The following is a 21,170-nucleotide window of genomic DNA, read 5'->3' on the forward strand; positions in this document are numbered from 1 at the left end:
CTTATCTCAGCTTACCCCATTTTAGCAGGGTGGCACCCCATGAAAACCCGGCCCCAAAGGCCGTCAGTATCATGTTGTCGTTATATTTAAAGTCGTTTTTAAAATCCCAAAGACAAAGCGGTATGGTGGCAGCAGTTGTGTTCCCGTATCTTTCAATATTCACTTTTACACGCTCGGCAGGCAAACCTAAATGATCCCCAACGGCATGTATAATGCGGTAATTGGCCTGGTGCGGTATCAGCCAGTTGATATCATCAATAGTCAGGTTATTACGTTCCAGTACGGCTTTGCAGGTATCTGTCATACCGTTAATGGCGGCTTTAAAAACCACCCGGCCATCCTGGTGAATAAAATGTTTGTTGGCAGCAACACTCTCGGCCGTTGCCGGAACTTTTGAGCCCCCGCCCGGTACCAGTAAATGCTCCCGGCCTTTGCCTTCGGTTTTAAATACACTGTCAATTAAGCCGGTACCATCAGTAGTAGGTTCAATTAAAACCGCTCCTGCCCCATCACCAAAAAGTATACAGGTGTTTCTGTCTTTATAATTGATGATAGCGCTGTTCTGGTCGGCACCTACCACAATCACTTTTTTATAACGGCCGCCTTCCACCAGGCTTGATCCCAGGGTGTAGGCATACAAAAATCCACTACAGGCAGCGTTTACATCTGTTGCCCAGGCATTGGACATACCCACCTTATCGCAAACAATGCTGGCAGTTGATAATAATAAATGATCGGGGGTTGATGTGGCGATGATTACACAATCAATTTCATCGGGAGAGACTTTAGTACTATCTAATAAATTTTTTATGGCCCAGGTGGCCATATCAGAAGTAGCGAGCGTTTTATCGGTTAAAATTCTTCTTTCCTTTATTCCTGTTCTTGATACTATCCATTCGCTGTTTGTATCAACCATTTTTTCTAAATCACTGTTACTCAGGATACTATCTGGAACATAACCACCTATACCCGTTATAACTGCGCTGCTCTTTAACTTCATAAATACTAAAATTCTTCAAAAAACAGGCAATTATACGGAAATTGCCTGTTTTTGACGTCAGGAAACTGTTGTTTCTACAACTAACTGACGAAGTTGTTTTGCAGCCTGCACCATATTCACCAGCGCGGTTTGTGTTTCGGGCCATTTACGTGTCTTCAAACCACAGTCGGGATTAACCCATAAATTGCGTGCCGGCAGTAATGCCGAAGCTTTTTCGAGCAGCGTGGCCATCTCATCAACCGTAGGTACGCGGGGCGAGTGGATATCATAAACACCCGGGCCAATTTCATTAGGATATTTAAAATCGGCAAAGGCATTAAGCAGTTCCATTTGCGAGCGCGAGGTTTCAATGGTGATCACATCGGCGTCCATATCGGCAATGTTTCCAATGATATCGTTAAACTCACTATAGCACATGTGGGTATGGATCTGTGTTTCGTCCTTCACCCCACTGGCCGATATACGGAAAGCACGTACGGCCCAGTTCAGGTAGCTTTCCCAATCGTTTTTACGCAACGGCAAACCTTCGCGTATCGCGGGTTCGTCAATCTGTATCACTTTGATACCGGCTTGCTCCAGGGCAACCACTTCATCGCGGATGGCCAGGGCTATCTGGTAGGTGGTTTCGGAGCGGGGCTGATCATCGCGCACAAACGACCATTGCAGTATAGTAACCGGACCGGTAAGCATACCTTTCATCAATTTGTTGGTATTGGCCTGGGCAAAGCTGCTCCAGCGAACGGTCATATCTGCCGGGCGGCTTACATCACCATAAATTACCGGCGGTTTAACACAGCGGCTGCCGTAGCTTTGTACCCAGCCATTTTTGGTGAACAGGAAACCATCCAAACGCTCGCCAAAGTACTCTACCATGTCGTTACGTTCAAACTCGCCATGTACCAATACATCCAGGTCGATCTCTTCCTGCCAGCGGATGGCTTCGATAGTGGCTTTTTCTATCTGCTCGTCGTACTGCGCCTCGGTCAGTTCGCCTTTTTTGAGGCGTGCACGCAGCGTGCGGATATCATTAGTTTGCGGAAACGAGCCTATGGTAGTTGTAGGGTACAGGGGTAAGTTAAAACGCTGCTGCTGTATTTTTTGGCGATCACTGAATGGACTGTCCCGGCGTGCGTCGGCATCAGTGATAAAAGCGGCACGTTGTTTAACCTCCTGTTTGTGGATCAACTTCGACAAGTTACGGCTGCTGATGGCCTGGATATTAGCCTGCAGCAAGTCGTTATTACCTTCAATGATCTGGGCCAGCTCGTTCACCTCGTTCAGCTTTTGCTTGGCAAAGGCCATCCAGTTTTTGATCTCATGGTTGATGGTAGTTTCCAGGTCGAGGTCAAAAGGTGTATGCAGCAGAGAGCAGCTTGGCGCGATGATCACCCTATCCTTACCCAATACCGCGATAGCTTTTCTGATGTGCGATATGGATTTGATGTAATCGTTTTTCCAGATGTTGCGGCCATCAATAACACCTACCGACAGGCTCAGTTTTTCGGGCAGCAAGGTAAGCACCTCATCCAGTTGCTGCGGGGCACGTACCAGGTCGATATGCAGGGCGCTTACCGGCAGGTTTACGGCCAGCTGGGTATTATCCTTCAGACTTTCAAAATAAGTGGTAAGCAGTATTTTGATACCCGGAGTATTTTTGCTGATCTCGTTGTAAGCGTATACAAAGGCGTCTTTTTCGGCCTGGGTCAAATCAAGCGCCAGGAAAGGCTCATCTACTTGTACCCAAACCGCGCCATACTCTTTCAGGCGTTTCAATACTTCGATATAAACAGGCACCAGTTTTTTGATCAGATCGATCTTATTAAAGCCTGCTTGTTTCTCTTTACCCAGCAACAGGTAACTTACCGGACCGATCAGCACCGGTTTTGGTGTAGTACCGGTATGTTGTTTAGCCAGCGTAAATTCATCAAATACTTTTTCTGAAAACACCCGGAACTGCTGGTTTTGTATAAACTCGGGCACAATGTAGTGGTAGTTGGTATCAAACCATTTGGTCATTTCCATGGCGGTTACATCCAGGCCATCTTTCTGGTAACCGCGAGCCATGGCAAAGTACAGGTCGATCTCGGTATTGGCTTTGTTTTGGGTTAAAACAGGGGTGTAACGCTCAGGGATAACACCCAGCATGAGCGAAGTATCCAGCACCTGGTCATAAAAGCTAAAATCGTTACAGGGAATCAGATCGATACCGGCATCAACCTGGGTTTTCCAGTTGCTGATCCTGATCTGGCGGGCAACGGCAAACAGCTCGTCGCGGGTAAATTGGCCGGCCCAATACGCCTCACTGGCCTTTTTAAGTTCACGGAGGGCACCTACACGAGGATACCCGAGATTGTTTTTGAGCATACGCATAAAACTTTTTTGGTTAAACATTAAATTGAATTAATGCTCCTTACGGTTTTCGGTATGCTTTCGGGAAATGGTAATAAAAGGCAAAAGCACAACAACGCGCAGGCCGCTAAAAAGGGGCGCCGGCGGTTATCCTTTTTCTTTGACTACTGCTTCAAAACGCGAAAGCATTGTCTTTTATACAATAGGGCAAGTATCCTGGCTTGTAATATTGTTGCCGTCCTTCTCATTCCGTTTGGATGGAATAATGGACCTTACCGGCAACAACTTTTTGTATTACTTACAGTTGCGCGACAGCCCGCGATTTACACACGGTTCCTTTTTAATCCCTGCCCTCCACAGGCAGGAAACCATATTGCTGAAAAAAAGTAAAGAACTTTATTACAACAAATATAGGCTTTAATGGAACACGATAATCAACGTACGCAGGAAATTGCCATAGGACAAGTTTTTTAGATGTGCAAATTACAAATGTGCAGATGTGCAAATGTTCTGCTGTCAATAATGATTACGATTTCCCCATGTTGGCATATCCCCACGCTTTCATGGCATCAATAATAGGCAGTAACGTTTGGCCATGCTGGCTGATATGATATTCAACCCGGGGTGGCACTTCGGCAAAAACTACTCTTTCCAATACGCCGTCTACCTCCAACTCACGCAATTGATTGGTGAGGGTTTGCTTGCTTATTTCGGGGATGCCTTTCTGCATTAAGCTGTATCGGTTGGTTCCGTTCCTGATCAGGTGAATGATCACCGGTTTCCATTTGCCCCCAATAATATTCATACAATAGGTTACCGCGCAGTTGGTTGGGTTAAAATTTTTTGTTTTACGGGTGATCGATTTTGCCATTAGTCTAAAATTATTGCCTAAGCATATAAATATAGTCTTTTGCCGATGATCAGCAAAAACCGGGACATTTGCCAGCGATAAAAACAAATAATATGACCAAGAACTCAGAAATATCAGCTATAAAAACAAACCCGGTTCCGGGTGTTAAAAGTTACCATTTTGAATCATTTAATCTGTTGGTTATTACAGATGGAGATGTAGAATATGATAACGGCTGCTTTGCTCCCGGTATACCACCTGCAGAACTGAAACAGTTACGGGAAAACCACAATAACCTGACCGCGCACTTTATGCTGCCTCATAATATTATGGTATTCACATCGCCGGATAAGACCATCATGATCGATGCAGGCAACGGTGACAAAGCCAGACCCGGCGCTGGTAAATTAGCAGGCAATCTGTATGCCGCCGGAATTAAACCCGCCGATCTCACCGATATTATACTCACCCATGCTCACCCCGATCATTTTAGCGGTCTGATAAGCCATAGCGGCCAACTGGTTTTCCCAAACGCGAAGATCCATCTGCACCAAAAAGAATTTGATTTTTGGCAGGATGATCATGCCGATTTCTCTAAAAGTAAAAGTCTGCTATCCTCACTTCAATCGCTCCAGCAGGAGATCCAATTTTTCTTTACGCAGATAAGCGGAAAGTTACAGCTATTCAATACCGATGAGCCGCTATTTGATTTTTTGCAACCCATACTTACACCCGGGCACACACCGGGCCATTGTATGTTCACGATCATTTCGGGCAATGAAAAATTCATTCATATGGCCGATATTTTTCATGACGAGATCGTGCTGTTTGCTAAACCCGAATGGGGTACTGTTTTCGATATTGATTTTGATTTGGCCGCCCGTACACGCCAATCAATTCTTAAAGAATTTGCCACATCAAAACAACGGGTCTTCGGTTATCATTTACCCTGGCCGGGTTTTGGGCATATTGAAAAGCACAATGATGCGTTTACATGGGTGGTGGAATGATATAAAACTTGTGACTATCGGGCGAAATAAAAAATTAGTTCTTCTTTCTCCCGATATTTACATTTCAAATGCCTGCAAACGAAAATACTATTCTATTTAAAGTAGCCTATCAAGGGCGCATCACCGAGGTTCATACCTACCCCAACCAGTACTATAGCCTGATGACACTGATCTCTGACCAACTGGCTATCCCCGGTTTTGGTTTATGTTGCGGTATGGGCAGCTGTGGCACCTGCCTGGTGCAAATCAGCAATGGCTATCATCATGTTACCCGCAATGTGCTGGCCTGTGATGTACAGGTAAATGACGAGTTGGCCAATGCATTGGTCACTATATCAGGCGTATTTTAAAGAAACATCCTAATCATAAAAAGTTTGTCATCCTGAGGTACGAAGGATCTATTCGTAAACTTTGTATATCGGCGATTAGATGCTTCACTACGTTCAGCATGACAAGAAAGGAGAGCGGGAAGCGGCTTGTGGGATGTTTGCGACTGATCTAAAAAAGGCCCGCAAAACAAAAACATTTGGCCTTTAAAACAAATTCTATTTAATTAAAGCCCTCTACTTTTGTTTCATCAACAAACAATAAAAAAATGGAACAAATAACAGATAATTATAATGGCGCGCTGCAACAACCTGTAGGCTCGGGCTTTAACGCTAAATCAACTACTACCGACGTGATCAAAGGCATCGATCTTACCGGCAAAAACATCATCGTAACCGGCGGCTACGCAGGTATCGGCCTCGAAACGGTAAAAACCTTTGTTCAGGCTGGTGCGCAGGTTACCGTACCCGCCCGCGACATAAAAAAGGCGGCCCAGAACCTGCAAGGCATCGACAATGTATGCATCCGCACTATGGACCTGATGGATCCTGCCTCTATAGATACGTTTGCCGACGATTTTTTAAAAACCGGTAAGCCGCTGCACATTCTGGTAAACAATGCCGGTATTATGTGGGTGCCACTGCAGCGCGACAGCCGGGGTTACGAATCGCAGTTATCCACTAATCACCTGGGGCATTTTCAGCTTACCGCCCGGCTTTGGCCTGCCTTGAAAAAAGCGAACGGTGCCCGGGTGATCAATGTATCCTCATTCGGGCACCAGATAGCGCCTTTTGATTTTGAGGACCCAAACTTTCTGCATCGCCCTTACGAAACTTTACAGGGTTATGGTCATTCCAAAACAGCTAACAACTTGTTTAGTGTGGAGCTGGATCATCGGGGTAAAAACTCTGGGATACGTGCGTTTTCGCTGCATCCGGGTTCGGTGATTGGTACCGATCTGGGCAGGATTGCCCCTATGGAATTGTTCCAGCAAATGGGCACCCATGATTCCGATGGCAATTTAAAGCCCGAAGTAGCGGCCGTTTTAAAAAATGTGGAGCAGGGCGCAGCTACATCAGTATGGTGCGCGGTGAGCCCGCAATTGGATCATATTGGTGGTGTGTATTGTGAAGATGCAGACATTGCCGAACTGGATCGTGGGCAGATTGAGCACCGTTATGATGATCCGTCAACCTTACGGGGTGTAAAACCATACGCGGTGGATGCAGGCTATGCCCAAAAACTGTGGGCTTTAAGCGAAGACCTGACCGGCATAACCTTCGAAGCCAATTGATCACTATCTTTGGATAATTGAACAATGGATTTTAAGATACACTATTTAACGCCCGACATCAAACTATCCTACTTTGATGCACAATCCTTCCGCACGGAGGTATTGTTTGAGCAGCATATGCTGGTATGGTTTATATCGGGCGAAACCAAAATAGTGCAAACCAATACTACCTATCTGTTTGGGGCTGGCGATATTTTTCTCATCCCCCGTAACCAACTGGCTACGGCTATCAATTATCCAAAGAACGGGCAGCCGCATAAAACGGTGGTGATGCATCTTACCCCAAAAATATTGAAGGACTTTTACGCGAAGAACCGGGCCAAAAGCAGGCATTTTTATGACCAGGGTATCCGCAATTTTGGTAAGCACCCGCTGCTGGAAAGTTGCCTGGCATCGCTGATACCCTATTTTGACCTGGAAGAGCCCTTGCCCGAAAGTATCGCTGCACTGAAAATAGAGGAAGCCATCAATATCCTCCGCACTATCGACAAGGATATTGATGGCATACTGGCCAATTTTGATGAACCCGGCAAAATGAACCTCAGCGATTTTATGGAACGGAATTTCATGTTCAACATGACGATGGAAAAGTTTGGGTATTTAACCGGTCGTAGTCTCACCACCTTTAAGCGCGATTTTAAAAAAGCCTTTGGCACCACACCACAAAAATGGCTTACCCAAAAACGACTGGAGCTGGCCCACTACCAGATTAGGGAACAAAACCGGCGACCATCAGAAGTATATGCAGAGGTTGGTTTTGAAAATCTCTCCCACTTTACTTCGGCCTTTAAAAAACATTTCAGCTATACGCCTACCAACATGGCCGGGTTTTAGTGCTCACAGGTTTTCGTTGGCCCATTGCTCAATATAGTCATAATCCTCCCGCTCGTTCCTAACGGTATGGATGTGTAAATGGAATAACGTATAATGAATGATATAACATTGCAGGCGTTCCTCAAAATGGAGTAATGCTTTGGGGTTGTTTTTCATGGCCGCTTTCCATACATCCACATAGATGAGCCTTGCGTCCTCATCCCAGGGTTCATCCATATGGATCAAGTCATACAAAGGATCGCCCAGCAGCATTTCTGCCCAGTCAATAACGGCAGCTACCCGGTGATCGGATGTCAGCAGTAAATTATCATAGCCATAGTCGCCGTGCAATACGTGTTTCTCTTTGGGCAGGTACGGAAAATAGCTTTTCATCCGCTCGGTTAAACGGATAAACAAATCGCCATTAAGCCAGGTAGTTTTGGCCAGCTCCTGCCAGGCAATGGTGTATTTGCCATTATGGATAGCCAGAAGATGCTCTGCCCAGCTCCCAAAGATGCCGTTCCCGTTTTCATCGGTATAACCCCAACCGCTAAGCTTACCGGTATCAAGCTCGTGAATAGCTACAAGCTGCGTTATTACGGTTTGAGCTATCTCCATATTGGGCTCAGATGCGTATATATCCATAATTTGATCCGAAGGGGTGCCTGCTACATACCTGGAAATACAATAAAATAGCTCTTCATCGTACTTCCCGATAGCCATAACTTCTGGGATGGGTATCGCGGTACTATTAATGTGAGTGTAAGCAAATATATCTTTCCCAAAATCGACAGGGTGTTTACTTATTCTGATAACCCGTACTTCCCCAGCTGTTTTAAAAGAGAAAGCCTGCGACCACCAGCCATCCGCGATAGCTATAATTTCGGTAACATGGGTAAATTGCTGATGTAAAAAAACAGTCAGGGAATTAAGGTCTATATGCATATATTTTCCTGAAATAAAAGCAAAATATCAGCCTTTGATCCCCCCCATCCAAACGGGTATCACTAACCGGATTAGCCCTTTGTGCAAGCTGTGCTGTCACAAAGGGCCATACCCCAAACAAATGGTATTGCTTTATGCTGAATATTAAGGCTAAAATTTTTTAACCCTAATTTATAAAATCGGCATCAACTGTTATAATTTTAAATTATTGATTTACCTTAAATGTCTCTGTAGCCTGGGCGGTAGCACGGTTGCAGGTCATGGCTTGTGTACCATTCTCGCTCGAGATAAATTTGCCATTATTGCCTTTCAATGAAACCGTTCCATCTGCATTGCTTACCCAGTCAAACTGCTCCCATGGGCCTATTGATGCACGATTACAATTGATGGCCTGGGTACCATTTTCTGAGGATACATATTTGCCTAAACTCTGCAGGGCAACTTTACCACCCCCGGCATCAACTATCGTAAACTGCTCCCATCCACCGGCCGCGGGGCGGTTGCAGTTCATGGGTTGTGCGCCGTTTTCGCTGCTTACATAATTATTATTGGAACCCTTTAATGTTATGGTTTGCCCTATAGGTACAGAGCTTACCGGGTTACCGGTGGTTTGAATTACTTTTTGAATGGTGCCATCTGCATTGTAAAAAAGCTTATCCACACAGATAGATCTTGTCCAGTCGTTATGGGAGATGGAGCTGTTATGATAAAACGCATACCACTGATTTTTATATTGCACGATAGAACCATGATCGGTATAACTGTCCGTAGGATCAATATATACCCCCTTTGATGTCCACGGGCCTAATGGACTGGTGCTGGTAGCGTAGCGCATCTGGTTGTGTTTACCATTAACATCATGATTATCAGCATAAGAAAGATAATAGACCCCATTTCTTTTATGTACCCATGCGGCTTCGTGAAAATCATCGAGGCCCTGCATGGTTTGCATTGCGCCATCAATTTCGGTCATGTTATCTTTAAGCTTGCCACCCTTGCAGGAGCCTCCGCCACCATAATAAAAATAGGCCTGTCCGTTATCATCTACAAACACACAAGGATCAATCAGCGGCTCAAGACCAGCAATATATCCCTGAACGGTGAAGCCGCTTGCCGGACTTGTGCTGGTAGCCACACCTATTTTCCAACTGCTGCCCCAGTCCGTAGCACTTGGGTGAGGGAAGTAAAAATAGTAAGTACCATTTTTGTAAGCACAATCAGGAGCCCACATAAAACCTCCTTCGGCCCTGCCCCACGGCACCTGGCTGGCGCGCAGAATTTCGCCATGATCCGTCCAATGAATCATATCATCTGTTGAAAAAACATGGTATTGATCCATCAGGTCGCAACCGCGCGGAGGATCGATATCGTGCGAAGCATATACATATAACCGGCCATCGGCCCATACATGTGCTGATGGATCGGCGGTATAGATGGATGTTATAAACGGATTTTTCATCACATCAGCAGCCACTACATCTTTTTTCAGATCGGCGCTTTTATTAATATCCGTAAAATTATCAATAGTTTTTTTGGAGCAACCTATGCTTAATGCAAGCAATAGAGCCATCATGGGCAGGATGAGCTTTCTCATATACAGGTTTTAATTGGTTACTTATAAATTGCCTGCCCATCACTTCCCGTTTGAAGTATTGAAATTAATATTCAGATTAATTGGCAGCTATAATTGGTTAAAACAAGTATATGATAAGTGATTAATAATAGCTTAATAATTTATTAATAGGTATCATTAAGCTATTATTTGAAAAATATCTTGTGAGCATACCAGGTATTTTCATGCAAAAATATCTAATATGCATATATCCCCTGAAATAAAAATAATTATCAGCCTTTGATGATCAGCCCCATCCAAACAGGGATCAACTTTTTTCGTTCCTGCATCAGGGCAAAAAATTCATCAGAAGTAAAATAGCCCGAATGCAGCATCTGTGGACGACTCAGAAATGGCGACATGATCATGCCGGTGATATTCCACAGCAAGTTAACCGGGTGGTAATTGATATCTCCGTTTGTTTTCAACTCGCGCAGCTGCCTGGCAAAATGCGAGTTAACCAGCAGCTTCATAGTATTGATCATGGGCAATTTGGTTAAGCCGCCCATTACTTCACTCACCATAAAAAATATAAAGTCGGGGTTTTCCAGTACCTGGTCAATGTAGTAACCTACGCAAACCGCTATTTTTTCGGTAATGCTGGTGTCTTCATCGTTCAGTACCGGTTCAATTTTATCAAAAAGCTTTTTGATGGTTTCGTCCATAATAAAGGCAAACAGGTTTTCCTTACTCCGGAAGTAGTAGTTAATCGAAGCCACGTTGATATCGGCCTCAGTAGCTATATCCCTGATGGTAGTAGCCAGGAAACCTTTTCTGGTGAAAATTCTCCTGGCCGCGTCCTTTATTTTTTCTTCTGTTGAAAGTTCGGTAGTTGCTGGCATAATTGGTATTAGTGCTGTAAAGCTAACCATTAGCCAACAAATAAACTGCCATAATTCTACGCTTAATGCGAATCTGATACCGCTTTTTGCCCTTTTACAAATGGTGCTAAATAAACCATCGGAATAGCACATAACATTACAATACCCACTATCCAATAAGCATCGTTATAACTTAAAAGCGTGCTTTGCTTTTGTACAGCGCCTTCAATGGCACCGTAAGCCATACGGGTAGCATCGCTGAAGGATTTGCCCTTGGCTATAAAACCCTGCACATAACCGTTAAACCTGTCGTTATAAAAAGGATTGTAATTGTTGATATTCACCAGCAGGTTATTGCGATGTACGGCCTGACGTATCTGGATCATGGTATTTAAACCGGCAATACCGAATGAGCCGCCCAATTGCCGCATCATGTTGTTGAGGCCGGTACCCTGCCCTACTTCCTGTCCTTTTAAGCCGCCGATAGCCAGTGTAGTTAATGGCACAAAAAGTAAGGATAAACCTACCCCACGTATAGCCAGTGGCCAGAAAAAATCACCAATGCCTGAAGATAAAGTAGAGTGGCTCAGCATAGCCGAAAACACAAAGAACAACAACATACCTACCGTGGCCATAAACTGAGCCGGAACACCCTTATTGAGCATAATACCCACAAAAGGCATCATTACTATGGTAAACATCCCACCCGGGAATAATATTTCGCCGGTTTGTTGTGCCGAAAACCCCAGCAGCCCCTGGCAAAATACCGGGAATACAAACGTGGAACCATATAAGCCAACCCCCAGAATAAAAGAAGTAACCATACCAGCCGAGAAACTCCGGTGCCGCATGATCTTGAAATTGATGATAGGATAATCGGTACTGAGTTCGCGCCAGATGAACAGCAGCAGACCAAAAATGGCTGTTACAGTTAATACAACAATGTACGGGGTGGCAAACCAGTCTTCATCCTCGCCTTTTTCCAATATGGTTTGCAGGCTCCCTACGGCTATAGCCAGCAAAGCTATCCCCCACCAGTCGATAGGTTTTCCTTTACCATCGCTGGGCGTGGCCCGTACAAACATATAGGTACAGGTAGCTGCTAAGGCGCCTACGGGTATGTTCACATAAAATATCCAGCGCCAGGCGGCATGGTCGGTAATATAGCCCCCGATAGTTGGGCCGATGGTTGGACCAACAATAGCTCCCAAACCAAATAAGGCCGTGGCCGTACCCACCTGGTTGGGCGGCCAGGTTTCCAGCAAAATAGCCTGCGCGGTTGAGATAAGTCCCCCACCGGCAAGTCCCTGCAATATCCTGAATATCACCAGTTCAGACAGGCTTTGCGCGTTACCGCATAAAAAGGAAGCAATGGTAAATACGATAATAGAGGTTAAAAAATAATTCTTCCGTCCGAAGAAACTGCCCAGCCAGCCAGACATAGGCAGGATGATCACGTTGGCCACGCTGTAGCCGGTAACCACCCAGGCGGCATCGGTAATGGTAGCGCCCAGGTTACCCTGGATTTGAGGGATGGAGACGTTAACGATAGTGGTGTCGATCAGTTCCAGCAACGATGCTGTGATAACTGTAATGGTAATGATCCATTTTTTTATGCCTGTTTCAGCCATTTTGATAATATCCTAAATGAGTTAATTGATAAAAATCAGGACAAAATTAATCAAACGATTGATTAAAACATTTGTTTAAATTACATGTTTAGTTTATTTACACAGCGTTGACGGAAGCAGGGAAACGAAAAAGCAAGCCATTCCCGACTTGCTTTTTTCAATAGTGATCTCACCGGGGTAATATTATTAAGTCAAGGGCTGCTCCATCGGAGTAAAAGCTTTGTAGAAAACCCGGCATAAGTATTTAGCATGCCGTAGGTATGCAACCTGTGTGCAGTATCTACGGCATTGGATTTCGAATTAAATTTTCTACAAAGCTTTAACCCCTATGGGGTTTACAAAATTCCTTAATTTAATGACATTGTTAGCCAAGAGTAGCTCTTACTTCGGCAGCTTACAACTTTTAATGATTTCATATAGATATAGCGGCACGGCCCATCCCATCCAAAACAGGGATGGAGAAATGTCTTCAAAACTGCCCAATTGTTTAATGGAAGGTAATTTCAACGCAAGCCCTGAGATAACAAATGCCAGCGTTACGATATAGCTTCTGATCATCCACTCTTGATGGAGTTTAAACTTTTTGATAATCGCGGTATAATAGGCGATCGTGGTGGCGCTGATCCACACACTTACCCATATCTGTAAAGAAAAAGCATAGGCCCAGTTTATTTGATACGCGGTAGTAAAAGCCAAAATCACCGCGCAAATACTGCTTACCAAAACCGCTAATAAATATAGTGTACCAATGATCCGGTGCAGCCGCCAGCTGTACGTTCTTAAACTGGGCCAGAACTGCAGGAAGCCCAGTATAAGCGATCCACCACCGGCAGTTATATGGACTATCAACACCCATTTTATTTTGAAATATTTGCCCAGTGCCTCTGGTGTTAATTGCAGAAAATGATCTGCGCCGTGCATAAATAACCATGTTAGCGATATGATAGTTACCCATATGAGCAGCGGGATTATATCACCCGTGGTTAGTCTGAAAGCGGCATTTTTTTTTATAGTAGTTCTCATTATTTGTTTACGATTCTTGTACGCTTATTTCTCTACAAAATTCCGGTAAATCAATCGGGCGGGCAATAACCGATAAAAGATTCGGTATTCATCAATTTTAATCAGCCTGCCTAATTATTTAACTTTATAAATTAAAAGCAGAAACGATGTACACTAAAAAAATAGAGGAGGATCTGAATTGCGGGCTCCGCATTGGTTTTAAAATATTTGGTGGAAAGTGGAAAATGTGCATTCTTGACGCCATCAACAACGGCTTTACCCGCCCTGCAGAAATTTACAGAAGCATGCCCGACGCTACATTAAGGGTTATAGAAATGCAGCTGGCAGAATTGCTGTATTTTGGTGTTGTTGATAAATATTCGGAAGATGTGTATCCCAAGAAAACCGAATACCGGCTTACCAATCTTGGCAAAAGCATCCTCCCTATTTTATCCCAAATTGACAAATGGGGAACAGAGCACTCGGCATTCGTAAAAGAAAGGCTTCAGGAATTAGATGAGGTACAATAATAATATATTGAGGAAGCAGCAGCTGCATAATTTGATCAGGCAAATTTGTGGGCTGATTTAATAACAAATTACCGGCAAACACACTTAACGCGCTGAAACAAGTAACTCGCCGATTTTTACAATACCTGGAACCCGTGCATAAAAAGCCGGAAATTGAGCATCTCCACATAAAAAGATCAGGTAAGTAGGTGTTTTGCAACCTACTGTCCTCATAGATTTTACCTATTCATTATAGAATTAATCGATTGTGATTGTTGAATTCAATATCCTAATTTTATAATATATAAACTTATAAACATGGAAAACGAATCAAATGACATCAGTAAATGCCCGTTTCATAATGGCAGCATGAAGAATAATGCAGGTGGCGGCGGTACCCGGAACCATAATTGGTGGCCCAACCAGTTAAAACTAAATATCCTGCGCCAGCATTCTTCATTGTCGAACCCCAATGGTGATGATTTTAATTATGCCGAAGCTTTCAAAAGCCTCGATCTGGAAGCCGTAAAAAAAGATCTTCATGCCCTCATGACCGACTCGCAGGACTGGTGGCCAGCCGATTTTGGTCATTACGGTGGTTTGTTTATCCGTATGGCATGGCACAGCGCCGGAACTTACAGGGTAGGCGACGGCCGCGGAGGCGCAGGTGCTGGCTTACAACGCTTTGCTCCATTAAACAGCTGGCCAGATAACGTAAGTTTGGATAAAGCCCGCAGATTGCTTTGGCCCATCAAACAAAAATATGGCCGTAAAATTTCATGGGCCGATCTATTGATACTGACCGGCAACATAGCCCTGGAATCAATGGGTTTTAAAACTTTTGGTTTTGCTGGCGGTCGTGAAGATGCCTGGGAAGCAGATGAATCTGTATACTGGGGCTCTGAAACTACCTGGCTGGGTGGCGATCTGCGCTACGCGCATGGCTCGCCAGGCGTAAAAGAAGGTCATGGTGTACTGGTATCTGATGATGATGCCGATGGCGACATCCACTCCCGCAACCTCGAAAAACCGCTTGCAGCAGTACAAATGGGATTGATCTATGTAAATCCGGAAGGTCCTGATGGTAATCCTGATCCGGTTGCTTCGGCAAAAGATATCCGCGATACGTTTGGTCGTATGGCGATGAATGACGAAGAAACTGTCGCGCTGATAGCCGGTGGCCACAGCTTCGGTAAAACGCATGGAGCTGCCTCTGCCGATAATGTAGGCAAAGAACCCGAAGCCGCGGATATCGAATCACAAGGTTTTGGCTGGAGCAATAGCTACGGTTCTGGTAAAGGCGCCGATGCCATCACCAGCGGACTGGAAGTAATATGGACCACAACGCCAACCAAATGGAGCAATAATTTTTTTGAAAACCTGTTTGGGTTTGAATGGCAATTAACAAAAAGCCCTGCCGGCGCGCACCAATGGGTGGCTAAAGATGCCGAGGCTACTATTCCTGATGCTTATGACAGCTCCAAAAAGCATCGTCCGGCCATGCTGACTACGGATCTTGCCTTAAGGTTTGATCCGGCTTACGAAAAAATATCAAGACGTTTCCTGGAAAATCCAGATCAGTTTGCCGATGCTTTTGCGCGTGCATGGTATAAATTAACACACCGCGATATGGGTCCGCGCGAGCGTTACCTGGGTCCGGATGTGCCACAGGAAGAACTGCTTTGGCAAGATCCTATCCCTGCGGTTGATCACGCCCTGATAACTGATAGCGATGCAGCCGATTTAAAAGCAAAAGTATTGGCATCAGGTTTAAACATATCTGAGTTGGTTTCTACCGCGTGGGCTTCTGCTTCTACCTTCCGTGGTTCTGATAAACGTGGTGGTGCCAATGGTGCACGCATACGCCTTGCGCCGCAAAAATACTGGCAGGTGAACAATCCGTCTCAATTGCAACATGTATTGGGCGTATTGGAAGGCATCCAAAAAGAGTTTAACGCGGGTGGTAAAAAAGTATCACTGGCCGACCTGATTGTACTGGCTGGTAATGCAGGGATCGAAAAAGCGGCTAAAGATGGAGGCCACGCCGTTACCGTTCCGTTTAAAGCTGGTCGTGCGGATGCTTCGCAGGAACAAACCGATGTAGAATCATTCGGTTACCTGGAACCAGCTGCCGATGGTTTCCGCAACTATCGCAAAACAAAAGCGCCCATATCTACCGAAGAATTACTGATAGATAAAGCGCACCTACTTACATTGACCGCGCCTGAGCTAACCGTATTGCTGGGTGGCCTGCGTGTACTGAACATCAATTTTGATGGCTCTAAGCATGGTGTTTTCACCGCTCGCCCGGGTGTACTTACTAACGATTTCTTTGTAAACCTGCTGGATATGGGCACTGCTTGGAAAGCCGCTTCAGCCGACAAGGAATTGTATGAAGGCAGCAACCGTGCAACCGGCGAAATAAAATGGACAGCTACCCGTGCCGACCTGGTATTGGGTTCCAACTCCGAACTAAGAGCCGTTGCCGAGTTATATGCAAGTTCTGATGCTCAGGACAAATTTATAAATGACTTTGTAGCCGCCTGGACTAAAGTAACGAATCTGGATAGATTTTAAGCTGATCCACAGATAGCTTAAAGGGCATCACTTACAACCGGATAAAGTTGTGGGCGATGCCCTTTGTTTTTTAATGTATACCCGGGGCCTTCTTAAAACTACGAATTATCGCCTACCCCGGGGGCCGCGGCGATGTAAACTTCAATGGAAAGCATATTGGCAATGTATTGCGGGTTTTGTGTCTGTTTCATGATATAGTAAGGTGCATTTATGGTGGTTACCGTAAATTGGTCGCCCGGATTCACCGGATTATTGCTTTTGGTGGACTTTACGGCTAAATTCCCGCTTAATATAGTATCACCTCCATTTTTTTCCACAACCTGGAAATTTCCATTGGCGCTTTCAGCGACGCCTCCATTATAGTTAACATATCCGGCAAATTGCTGCGCACCGTATGGAGGAATCTCACTGGTACCTGCATTTATCACCATCTCCATCCCTCCGGTATCCAGTAACATTGGTACGCTTGTTATATTAAAAATAGTTATCATAATAGTAGCACTACTTGGTGAGGCAGTGTTATTTGTTGTAGTGAACGGATATTTTACCTGTACATCCCAGCCATTTAACTGCCGGTAAAAATCATTAGGGTTAGTGCCATAAGACCAAAGCAGGTTCATCACATCCGGATTGATCGCCGCTACCCATTCGCTGAAAGTTCCATCGATATTTTCACCGTAAAAGGTAAGTTGATCTTCCTGTAAACCTCTCTCCGGACCTGTAGAGTTGTGCAAATACGCGTTGATGTAAAATGACGGATTGGAAGGGATCAATGTTTGAAAAACTTTGCCCGCGTACCCATCGAGCATTTGGTTGGTCATCACTGGGGTAAGCGAGGCCGGCCAATACAGGGAATCAATGGTGTCTGTATTTTTTATCATATCGTAAACGGCTGTGGTCTTACCCCAATCTGATAATATGGCCATTTCCATTTTGCCCAGCATAGTACCTATGTTTTCAAATAAACTCAGCAGCGATTGTTGCAATTGGAATACGCTCAGTTCATAGTTATAGATATTCTGCAAAACTGCTTGTGTCTTTGAAGTTGGCTGAGCAGAGGGTCTTGCCTGGTAGCAGGTCACCGACGCGGACATGACATTTGCCAAAACGGGAAGTAGATGTTTTAAAAACTTTTCGCCCGCTTTTAGCTCTCCAACTACATCTGGATCACCCACAAGCGCGCCGGCAGCATTTAACGCTGTGTAAAGTACTCCCTCTACTATATCCCAGATAAATTTTTTCTTCTTTTTGGGCGGTGTCACCGGTTGATTTTGACCGTTGGGGAAAGCGCATGCCGTGATCAGCTCAGAAACCAGTAAGGCCTGTGCCTGGCTCAGGGACTGATGCATAATACCGGCCTGTGTAAAAAATTGTTGAATGGCCGTTACACTAATGATTTCCTTATTTAACTGTTCAACCACAGTTTTCCAGTCTTGCGATTGGCTATTTTTTAAAAACAGCATATTAATGACACTCAGATAAGTACCCAGGGGCGCGGCAAGATTTTGATACTGCGCACGTATCCCGCCGGGCAAGCCAAGCGTTTTATTGATTTCGTTGTATACATTGGTTAAGTCTTGCGAACTACTGTCATCAGGTACCGGAAAAGGAACCCGTGGCATAACCAAAACCGTTTGCAGGGCCTGGCCCGGTGAAAAATCCCAAAGTTGCATACTGGCATCGGGCTGGTCAGAAACCGGCTGGGTAGTTAGGGAATAAGTTGTGCCATCGGTGGTTACCGTCAGGGCAAAGCCCGTTTGTTTATTGACCAGCATGCCCGATGGATCAGCCACCCAAAGTTGAAAAGGTTGAGCTCCGGGAGCCCGGAGATAAGCGGTAACATTAGGTCCAAAATCGGGGGTCCAGTCATTTGCGCCTTCAGTAGCTTCCACACTAAGTACAATGTTATCATTTAAGGAGCTCGCTATATAACCCGGATATACAAACTGCCAGGTGGATAGCGCCGCATTGCCGCGTGCCCCAACAACAACATTATAGGAGTTTTTTGTCGCCCCCTCTTCCAATTGCAGGAACAGCCCTGGCTCTTTTTCGGTCCCACCTGTGTTGCGGAAGGTTGTAGGTTGATTATAAGCGGGATTAAATGGCGCCATAAACCAGCATTGCCCAGGTACGTTGCTGGCAGGTGATACCGCCGTTTTTAATGATACAGAAGATATGGTGCCACTATTACCTTGATTCAATTGGGCATATAACGCAAGTTGCTGCCCTACATTTAACAGCACAGCACTCTGGAAATGATACTTTGAATTGTGTATGATAAACATTTTCCAGGTGTCGCCCCATACCCATTGCTGATTGGGGTTGCCGGTTTGTCCGGGCGTTAATGACAATGTACCATCCTGGTTACCCGTCAGGAAAAGCCCTGAGTTTAAGGCGCTGACAATATTTCCATCGAGCGTAAATTGCCAGAGCTGATTTACTGCCGCTTCTCCATTTGCTAATATATTACCACCCAGGGGTGGCGCGGTCTGTACAGTGGCCCAGTCGTTACTTACAGTGAGTAAAAAAGGTATTCTGTTATTTTTCTGTTCTGTGGCTGACTGAATTGTAAACCACTGACCCGACATTTCAGGTTCGTAGTTTACTATCTTCCATGAAGCGTTAGCATTATTTGAACCAGGATAAGTATACGTTGTTACCTCTCCATTTGCCATTCCGGGATTAGAAGAAGTTGCAGAAATTGAATTTAATACACTCAGGTACTGCACGGTAGTTCCGTTGGCTACCGCAAACATGCCATTGGGCAACAAACACCAGGTCTGCAATACACCGGCATCACCGGCTGCCTGCAGGCTAATGGAATTACCCGTAGTGGGGTCTGCTGATAAAAGCAGTGAAGGGTTCAGTATATTAATCAGGGTACCCTCCGGGGTGAATTGCCATAATTGAGAAAGAGCACCTGGCTGAAGCTGATTGATCTGGACCAGAGTTGACGCTACAGGGCTTGAACCGGCAACCGTAAGTACATACTCGGGACCGGGAGGAGTAGACGACGAACTTTGATTTAGCTCTGTTTGGATATAAAACCATTCCCCAATCGGCGCGCTTTCTAATGGGAAACGGGTCCATTTCTCATTGCTACCCTGGTTAATTTCATACGTGACCACCCAGGCGTTTTCTGAAGCTTTTGCGTTTTTAACAGTTAACACCATTTGGGTGCCAAATTCCTGACTTGATAGTATTAACTGCTCATGGCTCCATGTCCATATTTGTTGCGCCGAAAGTGTAGCCGGAGGAGTGACCACATCAGTCTGAGTACTGGTATCTGTTGCAGATGAGGCATTAGATGTCAGCACCCAGGTTGAATTGCTAAGGGGGGATACAGACCCATCATAATTAAACTGCCATAATTGGTTTGAAGCACCTGGCTGCCATTGTTGTGTACATGCCAGTAACTGATTATTCTGCCAATTTGCAGCCAACATATAGGGTGAAGATCCGCCCGGGGGAGTTCCACTGCATTGTGTCTGAATATAAAACTGGTTAATAGTTTGCTGATATCCGGCCGGGAGAAATTTCCATAATTGTTCTGGCGAGGGCGAATTGTTGAGAGCGGTTAGTGACAGTGTATTGGAAGGGTCGGCTCCTCCCACATAAGGCACCTGGTTACTGACTGCCGTGATCAGCTGTTGATTTTGATTGTTGGAAATGGTATACCCTCCCGCGTACCAGGTTATCGCCCATTGTTGAGTTTGGTCGGTATCGTCTTTTGTCACAATGCACAGCGTTGATCCCGAAATTCCGATCACCATATTGAATAGAAAAGGATTGACAATAAACCCATCGGGAGTAAGTTGCCATGAGCTATTCCAGTCTGTAGGCCCTGGAGCAAGCGCCCATAAAATCAATGGCGAATCTTGACTGGTGCCACCGTTTGATATATTGATAGCATTTAATGTATATGGCGGACTTGCCGCGGATACAAGACATACCGGAGTACCATAAACCGGCGGTAAGCCATTTTTAACTAAGCCTTCGGCATCGTTAGATAAATACGCGTTGAGTGTTGACATAAGACTGATGTTGGTTGATTTGAAATTCTTATTAAAAATAAATAAGAATATATTAATATACCATCATCATATATGTATCCATTTTGGTCGTTTTTTTTATGAAAACATATTAAACCAAACTGATTATTAGAAGATTAGAAAGAGAAGCTAAAGTGGATACTATTCACCGTCAATTGAGTTTATTCTCCGTGGTGAAGTGTATAGGGTAAACGCATTTGAACAATGGAGAAATAAAATACAAACTTTTGTGCCCATGTGCATGCTATTACGCATGCACATGGGCAAGTTTTTAAATTAGCCCTTTTTAAAAAATCTGGTTTTAATAAAGGACGTGAACAGGATACCCGCCACACTACAGGTAACCAGAAGATAAACGATCAGGATGTGTTTCGGCAT

At 44.9% G+C, this 21,170-nt stretch carries 15 protein-coding genes and 1 riboswitch; of the genes, 6 read left to right on the top strand and 9 right to left on the bottom strand.

Annotation, left to right across the window (positions count from 1 at the left end):
* Position 1: 1 nt before the first annotated feature.
* The 3 genes from FHW89_RS08890 to FHW89_RS08900 form a co-directional block, all read right to left on the bottom strand.
* A complete protein-coding gene (locus tag FHW89_RS08890; protein WP_172334677.1) occupies positions 2 to 1,000 on the bottom strand; it encodes a beta-ketoacyl-ACP synthase III in 999 nt (332 codons plus the stop codon).
* Between the two features lie 57 nt (positions 1,001 to 1,057).
* Positions 1,058 to 3,364 carry a 5-methyltetrahydropteroyltriglutamate--homocysteine S-methyltransferase gene (metE, locus tag FHW89_RS08895; protein WP_172334881.1) on the bottom strand — a complete coding sequence of 769 codons (2,307 nt, stop codon included), beginning with the start codon at positions 3,362 to 3,364 and terminating at the stop codon, positions 1,058 to 1,060.
* A gap of 173 nt (positions 3,365 to 3,537) precedes the next feature.
* A riboswitch (cobalamin riboswitch) is annotated at positions 3,538 to 3,737 on the bottom strand.
* Positions 3,738 to 3,875: 138 nt separating this feature from the next.
* Positions 3,876 to 4,220: a helix-turn-helix domain-containing protein gene (locus FHW89_RS08900; RefSeq protein ID WP_172334678.1), complete on the bottom strand. Its 345-nt coding sequence runs from the start codon at positions 4,218 to 4,220 to the stop codon at positions 3,876 to 3,878.
* A 92-nt stretch (positions 4,221 to 4,312) separates the two neighbouring features.
* Between FHW89_RS08900 and FHW89_RS08905 the strand changes: the two genes are divergently transcribed.
* The 4 genes from FHW89_RS08905 (at position 4,313) to FHW89_RS08920 (ending at position 7,664) form a co-directional block, all read left to right on the top strand.
* Positions 4,313 to 5,209: an MBL fold metallo-hydrolase gene (locus FHW89_RS08905; RefSeq protein WP_172334679.1), complete on the top strand. Its 897-nt coding sequence runs from the start codon at positions 4,313 to 4,315 to the stop codon at positions 5,207 to 5,209.
* A gap of 68 nt (positions 5,210 to 5,277) precedes the next feature.
* Positions 5,278 to 5,559: a 2Fe-2S iron-sulfur cluster-binding protein gene (locus tag FHW89_RS08910; protein WP_172334680.1), complete on the top strand. Its 282-nt coding sequence runs from the start codon at positions 5,278 to 5,280 to the stop codon at positions 5,557 to 5,559.
* A gap of 245 nt (positions 5,560 to 5,804) precedes the next feature.
* The gene (locus FHW89_RS08915; protein WP_172334681.1) at positions 5,805 to 6,830 is read left to right on the top strand and encodes an SDR family NAD(P)-dependent oxidoreductase; all 1,026 of its coding nucleotides are present in this window, start codon (positions 5,805 to 5,807) and stop codon (positions 6,828 to 6,830) included.
* A 24-nt stretch (positions 6,831 to 6,854) separates the two neighbouring features.
* On the top strand, positions 6,855 to 7,664 hold the full coding sequence (locus tag FHW89_RS08920) for an AraC family transcriptional regulator (RefSeq protein ID WP_172334682.1): 810 nt from the start codon (positions 6,855 to 6,857) through the stop codon (positions 7,662 to 7,664).
* Positions 7,665 to 7,667: 3 nt separating this feature from the next.
* Here the strand turns inward: FHW89_RS08920 and FHW89_RS08925 are convergent, their stop codons facing one another.
* From FHW89_RS08925 to FHW89_RS08950, 5 genes are all read right to left on the bottom strand, one after another.
* Positions 7,668 to 8,588, bottom strand: a complete 921-nt coding sequence (locus FHW89_RS08925) for a phosphotransferase family protein (RefSeq protein WP_172334683.1) — start codon at positions 8,586 to 8,588, stop codon at positions 7,668 to 7,670.
* A gap of 205 nt (positions 8,589 to 8,793) precedes the next feature.
* Positions 8,794 to 10,182, bottom strand: coding sequence for a family 43 glycosylhydrolase (locus tag FHW89_RS08935; protein WP_216650521.1), 1,389 nt, complete (start codon positions 10,180 to 10,182; stop codon positions 8,794 to 8,796).
* A gap of 251 nt (positions 10,183 to 10,433) precedes the next feature.
* Positions 10,434 to 11,042 carry a TetR/AcrR family transcriptional regulator gene (locus FHW89_RS08940; protein WP_172334684.1) on the bottom strand — a complete coding sequence of 203 codons (609 nt, stop codon included), beginning with the start codon at positions 11,040 to 11,042 and terminating at the stop codon, positions 10,434 to 10,436.
* Between the two features lie 62 nt (positions 11,043 to 11,104).
* Positions 11,105 to 12,652 carry a DHA2 family efflux MFS transporter permease subunit gene (locus tag FHW89_RS08945; protein ID WP_172334685.1) on the bottom strand — a complete coding sequence of 516 codons (1,548 nt, stop codon included), beginning with the start codon at positions 12,650 to 12,652 and terminating at the stop codon, positions 11,105 to 11,107.
* Between the two features lie 381 nt (positions 12,653 to 13,033).
* Entirely contained in the window at positions 13,034 to 13,675 is a 642-nt protein-coding gene (locus FHW89_RS08950; protein WP_172334686.1) for a DUF2306 domain-containing protein, read from the bottom strand.
* A gap of 146 nt (positions 13,676 to 13,821) precedes the next feature.
* Between FHW89_RS08950 and FHW89_RS08955 the strand changes: the two genes are divergently transcribed.
* Both FHW89_RS08955 and katG read left to right on the top strand, forming a co-directional pair.
* Positions 13,822 to 14,184: a helix-turn-helix domain-containing protein gene (locus FHW89_RS08955; RefSeq protein ID WP_172334687.1), complete on the top strand. Its 363-nt coding sequence runs from the start codon at positions 13,822 to 13,824 to the stop codon at positions 14,182 to 14,184.
* Positions 14,185 to 14,481: 297 nt separating this feature from the next.
* A complete protein-coding gene (gene katG / locus FHW89_RS08960) occupies positions 14,482 to 16,740 on the top strand; it encodes a catalase/peroxidase HPI (protein ID WP_172334688.1) in 2,259 nt (752 codons plus the stop codon).
* Positions 16,741 to 16,838: 98 nt separating this feature from the next.
* Here katG and FHW89_RS08965 read toward each other — a convergent pair whose 3' ends face one another.
* Positions 16,839 to 20,774, bottom strand: a complete 3,936-nt coding sequence (locus FHW89_RS08965; RefSeq protein ID WP_172334689.1) for a hypothetical protein — start codon at positions 20,772 to 20,774, stop codon at positions 16,839 to 16,841.
* Positions 20,775 to 21,170 lie beyond the last annotated feature (396 nt).

Origin of the sequence: Mucilaginibacter sp. SG564 (genome assembly GCF_013149275.1) — a bacterium.
Lineage (GTDB): Bacteria > Bacteroidota > Bacteroidia > Sphingobacteriales > Sphingobacteriaceae > Mucilaginibacter.

Bases quoted from the DNA above. Each gene is read 5' to 3' on its own strand.
- FHW89_RS08890 (WP_172334677.1), bottom strand. From the start codon at position 1,000: ATGAAGTTAAAGAGCAGCGCAGTTATAACGGGTATAGGTGGTTATGTT.
- metE (WP_172334881.1), bottom strand. From the start codon at position 3,364: ATGCTCAAAAACAATCTCGGGTATCCTCGTGTAGGTGCCCTCCGTGAA.
- FHW89_RS08900 (WP_172334678.1), bottom strand. From the start codon at position 4,220: ATGGCAAAATCGATCACCCGTAAAACAAAAAATTTTAACCCAACCAAC.
- FHW89_RS08905 (WP_172334679.1), top strand. From the start codon at position 4,313: ATGACCAAGAACTCAGAAATATCAGCTATAAAAACAAACCCGGTTCCG.
- FHW89_RS08910 (WP_172334680.1), top strand. From the start codon at position 5,278: ATGCCTGCAAACGAAAATACTATTCTATTTAAAGTAGCCTATCAAGGG.
- FHW89_RS08915 (WP_172334681.1), top strand. From the start codon at position 5,805: ATGGAACAAATAACAGATAATTATAATGGCGCGCTGCAACAACCTGTA.
- FHW89_RS08920 (WP_172334682.1), top strand. From the start codon at position 6,855: ATGGATTTTAAGATACACTATTTAACGCCCGACATCAAACTATCCTAC.
- FHW89_RS08925 (WP_172334683.1), bottom strand. From the start codon at position 8,588: ATGCATATAGACCTTAATTCCCTGACTGTTTTTTTACATCAGCAATTT.
- FHW89_RS08935 (WP_216650521.1), bottom strand. From the start codon at position 10,182: ATGAGAAAGCTCATCCTGCCCATGATGGCTCTATTGCTTGCATTAAGC.
- FHW89_RS08940 (WP_172334684.1), bottom strand. From the start codon at position 11,042: ATGCCAGCAACTACCGAACTTTCAACAGAAGAAAAAATAAAGGACGCG.
- FHW89_RS08945 (WP_172334685.1), bottom strand. From the start codon at position 12,652: ATGGCTGAAACAGGCATAAAAAAATGGATCATTACCATTACAGTTATC.
- FHW89_RS08950 (WP_172334686.1), bottom strand. From the start codon at position 13,675: ATGAGAACTACTATAAAAAAAAATGCCGCTTTCAGACTAACCACGGGT.
- FHW89_RS08955 (WP_172334687.1), top strand. From the start codon at position 13,822: ATGTACACTAAAAAAATAGAGGAGGATCTGAATTGCGGGCTCCGCATT.
- katG (WP_172334688.1), top strand. From the start codon at position 14,482: ATGGAAAACGAATCAAATGACATCAGTAAATGCCCGTTTCATAATGGC.
- FHW89_RS08965 (WP_172334689.1), bottom strand. From the start codon at position 20,774: ATGTCAACACTCAACGCGTATTTATCTAACGATGCCGAAGGCTTAGTT.